9 protein-coding genes are annotated in these 12,542 nt (G+C 31.1%); 6 read left to right on the top strand and 3 right to left on the bottom strand.

The window, feature by feature from the left end; all coding sequences use genetic code 11:
• Positions 1–59 precede the first annotated feature (59 nt).
• A complete protein-coding gene (locus MED152_RS05915) occupies positions 60–3,509 on the bottom strand; it encodes a methylmalonyl-CoA mutase family protein (protein WP_015480948.1) in 3,450 nt (1,149 codons plus the stop codon).
• Between the two features lie 167 nt (positions 3,510–3,676).
• On the opposite strand from MED152_RS05915, the gene MED152_RS05910 reads away from it, so the two are divergent.
• On the top strand, positions 3,677–4,216 hold the full coding sequence (locus MED152_RS05910; protein WP_015480947.1) for a DUF4136 domain-containing protein: 540 nt from the start codon (positions 3,677–3,679) through the stop codon (positions 4,214–4,216).
• Between the two features lie 76 nt (positions 4,217–4,292).
• Here the strand turns inward: MED152_RS05910 and MED152_RS05905 are convergent, their stop codons facing one another.
• Entirely contained in the window at positions 4,293–5,318 is a 1,026-nt protein-coding gene (locus tag MED152_RS05905; protein WP_015480946.1) for a glutamine synthetase beta-grasp domain-containing protein, read from the bottom strand.
• A 164-nt stretch (positions 5,319–5,482) separates the two neighbouring features.
• Here MED152_RS05905 and MED152_RS05900 point away from each other — a divergent pair, with 164 nt between their 5' ends.
• The 3 genes from MED152_RS05900 to MED152_RS05890 all read left to right on the top strand — a co-directional run bounded on the left by MED152_RS05900 (position 5,483) and on the right by MED152_RS05890 (position 10,412).
• Positions 5,483–7,666: a glutamine synthetase III gene (locus MED152_RS05900; RefSeq protein WP_015480945.1), complete on the top strand. Its 2,184-nt coding sequence runs from the start codon at positions 5,483–5,485 to the stop codon at positions 7,664–7,666.
• Between the two features lie 69 nt (positions 7,667–7,735).
• Positions 7,736–8,917 carry an AIR synthase related protein gene (locus tag MED152_RS05895; protein WP_015480944.1) on the top strand — a complete coding sequence of 394 codons (1,182 nt, stop codon included), beginning with the start codon at positions 7,736–7,738 and terminating at the stop codon, positions 8,915–8,917.
• Between the two features lie 205 nt (positions 8,918–9,122).
• Positions 9,123–10,412, top strand: a complete 1,290-nt coding sequence (locus MED152_RS05890; RefSeq protein ID WP_015480943.1) for an ATP-binding protein — start codon at positions 9,123–9,125, stop codon at positions 10,410–10,412.
• On the opposite strand, the gene MED152_RS05885 is transcribed toward MED152_RS05890, so the two are convergent.
• Positions 10,390–10,791, bottom strand: coding sequence for a hypothetical protein (locus tag MED152_RS05885; RefSeq protein ID WP_041383415.1), 402 nt, complete (start codon positions 10,789–10,791; stop codon positions 10,390–10,392). The genes MED152_RS05890 and MED152_RS05885 overlap by 23 nt on opposite strands.
• Positions 10,792–11,007: 216 nt before the next feature.
• On the opposite strand from MED152_RS05885, the gene prfA reads away from it, so the two are divergent.
• Both prfA and MED152_RS13725 read left to right on the top strand, forming a co-directional pair.
• Complete coding sequence (gene prfA, locus MED152_RS05880; protein ID WP_015480941.1) at positions 11,008–12,084, top strand: peptide chain release factor 1; 1,077 nt, start codon at positions 11,008–11,010, stop codon at positions 12,082–12,084.
• A gap of 153 nt (positions 12,085–12,237) precedes the next feature.
• The gene (locus MED152_RS13725; RefSeq protein WP_015480940.1) at positions 12,238–12,387 is read left to right on the top strand and encodes a hypothetical protein; all 150 of its coding nucleotides are present in this window, start codon (positions 12,238–12,240) and stop codon (positions 12,385–12,387) included.
• The last annotated feature ends 155 nt before the right edge of the window (positions 12,388–12,542 follow it).

Genomic DNA, 12,542 nt, shown 5'->3' with positions numbered 1-12,542 from the left:
AAGATAAAAAATCCGCACAAATTGTACGGATTTTTTAAATTATCTAAAAGTATTTCCTTCTACATATTTCTCCTATATTGTCCACCTACTTTAAATAAGGCTTCAGTAATTTGCCCTAAAGAACAAACTTTAGTAGCTTCCATCAGTTTATCAAAAAGATTTTCGTTATTAATAGCAGCATTTTGTAATATGTTAATTTGCTCTGCCACCTTTTTCGGATTTGCTTTATTCAATAATTCCTTCGTTTTAATTTGCTGTTGCTTTTCTTCTTCAGTAGCTCTAATCACTTCTGCAGGTTGCACTGTAGGAGATCCTTTAGAACTTAAGAAAGTATTTACACCAATAATTGGGAATTCTCCAGTATGCTTTAAAGTTTCATAATACAAACTTTCTTCTTGAATTTTAGAACGCTGATACATGGTTTCCATAGCACCTAAAACACCACCTCTTTCTGTAATTCTATCAAACTCTAATAACACAGCTTCTTCTACTAAATCTGTAAGTTCTTCAATGATAAAAGCACCTTGAATAGGATTTTCGTTTTTAGATAAACCTAATTCTTTATTAATAATTAACTGTATAGCCATTGCTCTTCTTACAGATTCTTCTGTAGGTGTTGTAATTGCTTCATCATATGCATTTGTATGCAATGAATTACAGTTGTCATTAATAGCGTATAAAGCCTGAAGTGTAGTTCTAATATCATTAAAATCAATTTCTTGAGCGTGTAAAGAACGCCCAGAAGTTTGAATATGATATTTTAACATTTGTGCTCTAGGATTAGCACCATATTTATTTTTCATGGCTTTCGCCCAAATTTTACGAGCCACTCTACCAATAACTGAATATTCTGGATCTATTCCATTAGAGAAGAAAAAAGATAAGTTTGGTCCGAATTTATTGATATCCATTCCACGACTTAAATAGTACTCTACATAAGTAAATCCATTAGAAAGTGTAAGTGCTAATTGTGTAATTGGATTTGCACCAGCTTCTGCAATATGATATCCAGAAATAGAAACCGAATAAAAATTTCTAACTTGCTTTTCTATAAAATATTCTTGCACATCTCCCATTAGGCGCAAGGCAAATTCTGTAGAAAATATACAAGTATTTTGTGCTTGATCTTCTTTTAAAATATCTGCTTGTACAGTACCTCTAACTTGTGCTAGGGTATCTTTTTTAATTTGTTGATAAACATCCGTTGGTAAAACTAAATCACCTGTTAAACCTAAAAGCATCAATCCTAAACCATTGTTTCCTTCTGGTAATTCACCTTGGTATTTAGGTCTTTCAATTCCATTGTCATCATAAATTTCCTTGAATTTTGCTTCAACATCAGCTTCAAGATTATGTTCTATAATGTATTTTTCACAGTTTTGATCAATGGCTGCATTCATAAAAAAACCTAATAGCATAGGTGCAGGACCGTTAATGGTCATAGAAACAGAAGTCATATTATGACTTAAATCGAAACCAGAATACAATTTCTTGGCATCATCTAAACAACAAATAGATACACCTGCATTACCAATTTTACCATAAATATCAGGTCTATGACCAGGATCATTACCATATAAAGTTACAGAATCAAAAGCTGTTGAAAGCCTTTTCGCATCCATTCCTAAACTTACATAATGAAAACGTCTGTTGGTTCTTTCAGGTCCACCTTCACCAGCAAACATTCTTGTTGGGTCTTCACCTGTTCTTTTAAAAGGATATAAACCTGCTGTATATGGGAATTCTCCAGGAACGTTTTCTTGTAAATTCCAACGTAACAAATCTCCCCAAGCTTGGTATTTAGGTAAAGCTACTTTTGGTATTTGAGTGTGTGAAAGTGATTCGCTGTGCGTTTCAATTTTTATTTCTCTATCTCTTACTTTAAAAGAGTAAATAGGGTCTTTATATTTTTGAACTTTGGTGTCCCAATTCAGAATGATTTCCCAATTGTATGGATTTAAGTTCATTTTTACTTTTTCGAATTGTGCTAAAAGTAACTTTACAAATTCTTTGTCATCCTCCTGAACTTGTTTCAGGATCTCATCATTTTCAAGTCCAGATTTACTTAATAGAGATTTCTCCATTTCAGTCGAAATGACATCTGTTAAAGATAAAATCGTTTGATAAATTCCATATAATTTTTGAGCAACAATTACTTGTTCATCTACTTTGTTATCATAAGCCCTATTGTTCTCTGCAATTTCTGATAAATAACGAACTCTAGCAGGTGGAATTACAAATATCTTTTCAGACATTGCTGTTGTAATTTCTATTTTAGAATGTAGGTCAGCATCAGTTTTTTCAACTAGCTTATCCATAATACGTTTGTATAACGTATTCATTCCTGGGTCATTAAATTGAGATGCAATTGTTCCAAAAACAGGCATATCATCCATATGAACGTCCCATAAATTGTTGTTTCGCATGTATTGTTTTTTTACATCGCGAATTGCATCTAGGGCACCTCTTTTATCAAACTTATTTATGGCAACTAAATCAGCAAAATCTAACATATCTATTTTCTCTAATTGAGTTGCAGCTCCAAATTCAGGAGTCATTACATATAAAGAAGTATCTGAATGCTCTATAATTTCTGTATCAGATTGCCCAATTCCAGAAGTTTCTAAAATAATTAAATCAAATTCAGCTGCTTTTAAAACTTGAACAGCTTCATTCACATATTTTGATAATGCTAAATTAGATTGACGAGTTGCTAAAGAACGCATATAAACACGCTCATTATTTATCGCGTTCATACGAATTCTATCTCCTAAAAGTGCACCACCAGTTTTTCTTTTTGAAGGATCAACAGAAATTAAACCAATTCTTTTTTCAGGAAAATCGATTAAAAAGCGTCTTACTAATTCATCTACTAAAGATGATTTACCTGCACCACCTGTACCAGTAATTCCTAATACTGGTGTTTTTGAGTTTTCATTTTTAGTGTGTATTTTGTCTAAGGTATCTTTTGCAATTTCAGGAAAATTTTCTGCTGAAGAAATTACTCTAGCAATGGCACCGATTTCTTTTTTCGCTAAATCTGATAATTCTACATCAAGTTCATTACCAATTGCATAGTCAGATTTTTGAACCAAGTCATTAATCATTCCCTGTAAACCTAACTCTCGTCCATCATCAGGAGAATAAATTCTAGTAATTCCATAATCCATCAATTCTTTGATTTCTTCTGGTAGAATTACTCCACCTCCACCACCAAATATTTTAATATGGCCTGCTCCTTTTTCTTTTAAAAGATCATACATATATTTAAAATACTCATTATGACCTCCTTGATATGATGTAATTGCAATGGCATTTACATCTTCTTGTATGGCGCAATTGACCACTTCTTCTACAGATCTATCATGCCCTAAATGAATTACTTCTACACCTGTAGATTGAATAATTCTACGCATAATATTTATGGCAGCATCATGCCCATCAAAAAGGGCAGCAGCAGTTACAATTCTTACTTTATGTTTAGGTTTGTAAGCAGGTATTTGTTCCATTCGTAATAAAACTTTGAATTTAGTGCTGCAATTTACGAAAATCTTAAAAAATTACACGATTCTTTATGAGTTTTAAAATAGCTTTAACTTAAGTTTAAAGGTTAGGTTTTTTTTGGCATACTTATTGCTTGTATCTTAGAGTAAATAACTTATTAAATGATATCTCTATGAAAAATTTAAAACCTCTTCTGTTTGCTTTAGTTATTGTATTCAGTTCTTGTAATACTGTAAAGGTGGTAACAGATTATGATACCAAAGCAGATTTTAACAAATACAAAACTTTTGCTTTTTACAAAACAGGTATAGATAAAGCTGATATTTCTAGCTTGGATAAAAAACGTGTTTTAAGAGCAATTGAAACTGAACTTTTAGCAAAGGGTTTTACGAAATCGGATAATCCAGATATGTTGGTTAGTATTTTTACAAAATCTCGTAGAAAAGTGAATGTAAACCAAACTAATATGGGTTATGGTTTTGGATGGGGTTGGAACCCTTGGATGTGGGGTGGAATGAACAATAATGTAAGTGTATCTGAATACACAGAAGGCACACTATTCGTAGATTTTATAGATAAAGATAAAAAAGAGTTGATTTGGCAAGGAATTGGAACTGGAGCTTTAAAAATGCAAAATGTAGAAAAGAAGGAAGAGAGAATTCAGCTATTTGTTAAAGAAATTATTTCTAGATATCCTCCAAGTCAAGAATAATAGTAATTATTCTATATAAAAAAACTCCGAAATTTTAATTTCGGAGTTTTTCATTTGTATAAAATACTATTACAATCTAGCTAATGTTAGCAGATTTTACAGTTTTAATAATTCTACCAGCAATTTTGTATGGGTCACCATTAGAAGCAGGTCTTCTGTCTTCTAACCAACCTTTCCAACCTTTTTCTACGGTAATAATTGGTATTCTAATTGATGCACCTCTATCAGAAATTCCATAAGAGAAATCATTGATCGAAGCTGTTTCATGATCACCTGTTAAACGCTGGTCGTTAAACTCACCATAAACAGCAATGTGCTCTTTTACAACTGGTCTAAACGCTTCACAAATTTTCTCATAAGTTTCTTGAGAACCACAAGTTCTTAAAGTTGTGTTAGAGAAGTTTGCATGCATACCAGAACCATTCCAGTCCATATCTTTACCTAATGGTTTTGGATGATAGTCTATATAGTAACCATATTGCTCAGTTAATCTGTCTAATAAATAACGAGCAATCCAAATTTCGTCTCCGGCTTTTTTAGCTCCTTTAGCAAATAATTGAAATTCCCACTGACCTGAAGCAACTTCTTGGTTAATACCTTCAAAGTTTAAACCAGCTTCGATACATAAATCTGCATGTTTCTCAACTAATAATCTACCATGTGTATTTTTACCACCTACAGAACAATAGTACATTCCTTGAGGTGCAGGATAACCACCAATTGGGAAACCAAGAGGTAATTGCGTTTTTGTATCCATTATAAAGTATTCTTGTTCAAAACCGAACCAGAAATCGTTATCTTCATCTTCAATTGTAGCTCTACCATTAGAAACATGTGGAGTACCATCTGCATTTAAAACCTCAGTCATTACTAAATAACCGTTAATTCTTGCAGGATCTGGATAGATTGCAACTGGTTTTAATAAACAATCTGAAGAACCTCCTGAAGCTTGTTTTGTAGATGATCCATCAAAAGACCACATACCTAATTCTTCAACTGTTCCTTGAAAATCTTCATGTTCTTCTACTTTGGTTTTACTTCTCATGTTCTGAGTTGGAAAATATCCATCTAACCAAATGTATTCTAATTTAATTTTTGCCATAATTCTTGAGTGTAAGATGTTAATGGTACAAAAATCAAATATTTTAAATTGATATCAAAAAAAAAGGGGGTAAAAATTAAAAAATGATATAAAAAAAACTTTATCCCTAATTTTTAAGGGGTATCTTTGCTTTATAATTAAAATAGACCTTAAAAATTTAGATTATGTCAACAATTAGATTTGCTGCATTACAAGAAACTTTAAATAGAAAGCCAGTTTCAATTATAGAAAAAGAAAGAAGATCTGTATTGTTTGGTCAGAATGTTTTTAATAAACATGCCATGCAACAATATTTAACTAGAGCTGCCTATGATAGTGTGAGTAACGCAATTGAGAAAGGAACAAGGATAGATCGAAAAATTGCAGATCAGGTTGCAGTTAGCATGAAAGACTGGGCAATTTCTAAAGGCGCAACTCATTATACACATTGGTTTCAACCTTTAACAGGAGCTACAGCAGAAAAACACGATGCATTTTTTGAATCTATTAACGGTGGTTTGGCTATGGAGAAGTTTGATGGAAAACAATTAGTACAGCAAGAGCCAGATGCTTCTAGTTTTCCTAATGGAGGCATTAGAAATACTTTTGAGGCAAGAGGGTATACAGCTTGGGACCCAACATCTCCAGCCTTCATATATGAAACTACATTATGTATCCCAACAATTTTTGTTTCGTACACAGGTGAAGCTTTAGATAACAAAACACCATTATTAAGAGCACTGCAAGCTATAGATACCCATGCTACTGCAGTTTGTAAATACTTTGATAAAAATGCAACTAAAGTAAATGCTACTTTAGGTTGGGAGCAAGAGTATTTTTTGATAGATGATGCTTTGGCCAATTCAAGGCCAGACTTAATATTAACAGGTAGAACTTTATTAGGTCATATACCAGCAAAAGGTCAGCAATTAGATGATCATTATTTTGGTACAATACCTGCAAGGGCTATGAGTTTTATGCAAGATTTAGAGCAAGAATGTATGTTGTTAGGTATACCAGTTAAAACCAGACATAATGAAGTAGCTCCAAATCAATTTGAGCTAGCACCAATTTTTGAGGAAGCTAATTTAGCAGTAGATCATAACTCTTTGTTGATGGATGTTATGGAAAAAGTTTCTAAGCGTCATCACTTTAAAGTATTGTTTCATGAAAAACCTTTTGCAGAAATCAATGGTTCAGGTAAACATAACAATTGGTCTTTATCTACTCCAGATGGCACGAATTTATTGAGCCCTGGAAAAACACCAATGAAAAATTTACAGTTCTTAACCTTTTTTATAAACACTATAAAGGCAGTTTATGAAAATGAAGAATTATTAAGAGCCTCAATTGCTTCTGCAAGTAATGATCATAGATTAGGAGCAAACGAAGCACCACCTGCAATTATATCCGTTTTTATAGGTAGCCAATTATCTAATGTTTTAAATGAATTAGAAAATGTAACCAAAGGTAAATTGTCACCAGAAGAAAAAACCGATTTAAAATTAAATATTATTGGTAAAATACCTGAAATCTTACTAGATAATACAGATAGAAATAGAACATCAGCATTTGCGTTTACAGGCAATAAGTTTGAGTTTAGAGCTGTTGGTTCTTCTGCAAATTCAGCAATACCTATGACTGTTTTAAATACAATTGTTGCCAAGCAACTAAAAGAATTTAAAACTGAAGTTGATGCTTTAATCGATGATAAAAACTTGAAAAAAGATGAGGCTATATTTAATGTTTTAAGAGAATATATTAAAGACTCAAAAGATATTAGGTTTGAAGGTGATGGTTATGGAGATGCTTGGGAGAAAGAAGCCAAAAAGAGAGGCTTAAGTAATAATAAAACAACGCCTGAAGCTCTTCAGATAAAAACGGCAAAACAAACTGTTTCGTTATTTGAAGAAATGGAGGTAATGAATAAAGTTGAGTTAGAAGCAAGGTATGAAATAGATATAGAGCAGTATACTAAAAGACTTCAAATAGAAAGTAGGGTTTTAGGAGATATAGCTAGAAATCATGTTGTGCCAACTGCTATAATTTATCAAAATACTTTACTAGAGAATACTAAGAATTTAAAAGAAATTTTTGGGGATGAATTTAAAAAGATAGCCAAAGAGCAGATAGAATTGATTATGATTATTTCTAATCACATCACAGAAATAAATGCTTTAACCTTAAAAATGATAGAAGAACGAAGAAATGCCAAAGGTTTAAAAGGTTTAAAATCTGCACAAGCCTATAGTAAGAAAGTGAAGCCTTATTTTGCCCAAATTAGAATGCATTGTGACAAATTAGAAACAATGGTAGATGATAATCTTTGGCCATTAACAAAATATAGAGAATTATTGTTTACAAGATAATAGAAATCATCCCACTTTTAAGTGGGATTTTTTTTGTAAAACACTAAATTTGCAGCATAATACTACAATATGAGTCAAGAAGTTTCAAAACGATATGCACAAAGAGGAGTATCTGCCTCTAAAGAGGATGTTCATAATGCTATAAAGAATATAGACAAAGGTTTGTTTCCTAAAGCGTTTTGTAAAATAGTTCCAGATTATTTAACAAATGATGATGATTACTGTTTAATAATGCACGCAGATGGTGCAGGAACAAAATCTTCTTTGGCATATATGTATTGGAAAGAAACTGGTGATATTTCTGTATGGAAAGGCATTGCACAAGATGCTTTAATCATGAATATAGACGATTTATTATGTGTTGGAGCTACAGATAATATTATGCTTTCTTCTACCATTGGTAGAAACAAAAGTAAAATACCTGGTGAAGTTTTATCAGCAATTATAAACGGAACAGAAGAGCTTATTGAAGACTTAAAGAAGTTCGGTGTAACTATTCATTCAACAGGAGGTGAAACTGCAGATGTAGGTGATTTAGTACGTACAATAATTGTAGATTCAACTGTTACAGCAAGAATGAAACGTAATGACGTTATTGATAATGCAAATATAAAAGCAGGTGATGTAATTGTTGGTTTAGAATCTTTTGGCCAAGCAACTTACGAAACAGAATATAATGGAGGTATGGGTTCTAATGGCTTAACTTCTGCAAGACACGATGTTTTTCATAAGTATTTAGCAGATAAATATCCTGAAAGTTTTGATGCTGCTGTACCCTCTGATTTGGTATATTCAGGAAACACAAAACTAACAGATGAAGTCAAAAACTCGCCAATAGATGCTGGTAAATTAGTATTATCGCCAACTAGAACTTATGCACCAATAATTAAAGAGATTTTATCTAAATTCTCCTCTAATGAAGTTCATGGAATGATTCATTGTTCTGGAGGAGCACAAACTAAAATTTTACATTTTGTAGATAACTTACATATTATAAAAGATAATATGTTCGAAATTCCACCCTTGTTTAAATTGATACAAGAACAATCAAAAACTGATTGGAAAGAGATGTATCAAGTATTTAACTGCGGACATAGAATGGAGGTTTATGTAAAACCAGAAATTGCAGAAGACATTATTGCTATCTCTAAATCATTTAATGTGGATGCTAAAATTGTTGGTAGAGTAGAAGACGCATCAACCAAAAAACTTACTATTAAAAGCGAATTTGGTAATTTTGAGTACAACTAAGTACAAGTTACAATCTACTAGCTTTTTAACCTTAACATAAGTTTTATCGAATAAAATTCAAGATTGTACAATTTTTTATAACTTAGAAGTATTATCAAATTTAAAGTTTAATCGTACAAACTAGCTATAGCTGTTTTATGTGTTAAGTATAATAAAATTGTTATCAATTCATTGTTAAAATAGAATTACAAATAGATCATTTTTAATGGCTCAAAAAAATACCTCTCAAGCAGAAAAAGACCAAATTATTGATTACCAATTAAGATTTCAGAAATTATTAATTAGTATTTCAACAAAATATATTAATGCAGATTTAAGCAATGTTACTTCTTTAATAGAGAGTTCATTAGAGCAAATTGGTAACTTTGTAGGCGCAGATAGAAGTTATGTATTTTCTTATGATTTAGTAAATAATACCACATCTAATACTTTTGAATGGTGTAAAGAAGGTATAGAGCCAGAAATAGATAATTTACAAAATATTCCTATTGATTTTATTCACCAATGGCTAGAATCGCATAAAAAAGGAGAAGCTTTTTATATAGAGGATGTAAGTAAATTGCCTGAAGATGGAGAATTTGGTTTAAGAGCTATTTTAGAACCACAAGGCATACAGAGTTTAATTGCCATCCCTAAAATTAAAAATAATGAACTTATAGGTTTTGTAGGGTTCGATTCTGTTGAGAAAATTCATAAATATTCTGAAGATGAAAAGAATTTGCTTTTTGTTTTTGCAAGTATGTTAGTGAATATTATTCAAAGAAAAGAGCAAGAAACACTCATAGAAAATCAGAAAAAAAGCGAGGAAGCTCTTTTAAAAAATATAGCAAAACAAAACCAGCAAATTAATGAGTATACCCAAATGGTGTCTCATGATTTAAAATCGCCATTACTTAATATTCATACCTTAATATCTTGGTGTAAAACCGATTTAAAAGAAAGTTTAGAAAGTCAAAATTTAAATCATTTAGATGAAATTTTGTTTAACGTAGAAAAAATGGATTCTCTAATTGATGGAATTTTAGATTACTCTACAGTAGATAAAGTACATGCTAAAGATAAAATTATAGATCTGAATGAATTGGTTCAAAATATTGTAATTGGTATTTCTATACCTGATAATGTTGTTGTAAATGTTCAGGAAAATTTGCCTTCTATTACTGGTAATTCTTGGAGGTATAAGTTGGTATTTAAAAACCTAATTCAGAATGCCATTATCTATAATAACAAAGAGAACCCAATAGTAGAAATAGGTTTCGAAGACTTAGATGATTATTATAAATTTAGCATTAAAGATAATGGTATAGGTATAAAACCAGGGTATTTTGATAAGGTATTTAAAGTATTTTCTAAGTTAGACAATAACAGTTCTTCACCAGGAATTGGCTTATCTATTGTAAAGAAAATTATTACTTATTATAAAGGAAATATCTGGATTGAAAGTGAAGAAAATATTGGAACTACAATTAATTTTACTGTACTGAAACAAAGCTAAAATTTATTGCAAATTCTTCAGAAGAAATTAGTGCTTTAAGTGTGTCATTTTTTAACCAGTATTTAATTTTTTTCGGAAAATCATTTTTCTGGTTTTCGCAGGTAAATGAGGAGTCTGTTTGATTTGTGAATTTAAAATAAGTTGCAACTTCATTAACACCAGTCACTTTTAAATGCAAAGTATCTTGTATTTGCTCAAATTCTAATTGTTCCTCAAATATTTTATTGCCTTCAGAAATGGTATAACCAGTTCCTTTTAGGTCGCTATTCCAAATTTCAAAGGTTTGCTGATTGGGTTTGTCATTAACACGCTTCCATTTTCCAATTAAAAAATTTGGGTATTCATGGTTTTTATTGTCAGTGCAAAAACTAAAACTCATGAGTATCACATAAAAAAGCAAACATCTTTTATACATTAAGGTTGTATATTTAGTTATCGGTTTAGATTTACAAAAGAATATATGCAACCATTTTATCCTCTTCAAAAACGAAAGCAAGCATAATTATAATCCATGGACAATCAAATATAGTTAAATGATAATAAAAAATAATTCCTATAAAAATTGTAAATTCGCAAACCAAGAAAAGAGTAGAAGATGGTAGATAAGTTAAGAATTGTTAAGCAACGTTATGATGAGGTTTCTGATTTAATTATACAACCAGAAATTATCATGGATCAAAAGCGTTATGCGCAATTGATGAAAGAATATAAAGATTTAGGAGATGTTGTAAAAAAGGGTGATGAATATCAAACCTTAATGAACAATATTGAAGAAGCAAAAGAAATTATTGCTGATGGCTCTGATGCAGAAATGACAGAAATGGCAAAGATGCAAATGGAAGAAGCCAATACTAGAATACCTGAATTAGAAGAAGAAATTAAATTTTTACTGATACCAAAAGATCCTGAAGATGCAAAAAATGCAGTTGTAGAATTACGTGCAGGAACAGGAGGAGATGAGGCAAGTATTTTTGCAGGAGATTTATTTAGAATGTATACCAAATATTGCGAAAGCAAAGGTTGGAAAGTTTCTACTGTAGATTATTCAGAAGGTACAAATGGTGGTTTTAAAGAAATTCAGTTCGAGGTTAATGGCGATGATGTGTATGGAATATTAAAGTTCGAAGCTGGTGTGCATCGTGTACAAAGGGTGCCACAAACAGAAACACAAGGTAGAGTGCATACTTCTGCAGCAACTTGTATGGTTTTTCCAGAAGCAGAAGAATTTGATGTAGAGATAAATCCAAAAGATGTAAGAATAGATTTTTTCTGTTCATCAGGTCCTGGAGGTCAGTCTGTAAATACAACATACTCAGCAGTACGTTTAACTCACATTCCAACAGGGTTGGTGGCTCAATGTCAAGATCAGAAGTCGCAGCATAAAAATAAAGAGAAAGCTTTTAAAGTTTTAAGGTCTCGTTTATACGATATGGAGTTGGCTAAGAAACAAGCAGAAGATGCTTTGAAACGTGGTTCTATGGTTTCTTCTGGAGATAGAAGTGCAAAAATTAGAACGTACAATTATGCACAAGGTAGAGTTACAGACCATAGAATTGGTTTATCTTTATATGATTTGCCAAATATTATGAATGGTGATATTCAAAAAATTATTGATGAATTAATGTTAGCTGAAAACACAGAGAAATTGAAGGAATTAGGTGATGGTATTTAAAATTTATTAACCAAAATGATATTGAAAAACCTCGAAATTTATTTTCGAGGTTTTTTATTTGAGTTACTTTTTAATTCGTTTGCATTAATACAAATTGTATTGCAGTGGTATCTTTGAATCAAGAAAAAGAAACAACCACTAAAAACGATTAGCATGATTGCAACAAAAATATTAGGCTTAACAGCTGCAGTAAGTAAGAGTAAAAAATTAAAAATTGCTTTATTATTAACAGAGGTAGCATTAATTGCCTTAGCATTTAATAAAGACAAAGATATTAAGAATAAGAAAAAGCAAATTTCTTAAAGTTGATTGTTAGAAAAAAAAAAGAAAAAAGAATAAAGAATAAAGAGAAAAAGGAAGGCTATGAAAAGTATTTAGGCTATGAAAAAGAAAATACTTTGCTATGAAAATTAAAAATTGCTAGAAAAAAGAAGTAAACTACCAAACAGGTTTAAAAA

It is taken from the genome of Polaribacter sp. MED152 (genome assembly GCF_000152945.2).
In the GTDB taxonomy this organism is placed as follows: Bacteria; Bacteroidota; Bacteroidia; order Flavobacteriales; family Flavobacteriaceae; genus Polaribacter.
The sequence above is the reverse complement of the archived record's forward strand: the minus strand, read 5'-3'. Positions and strand labels throughout refer to the sequence as shown.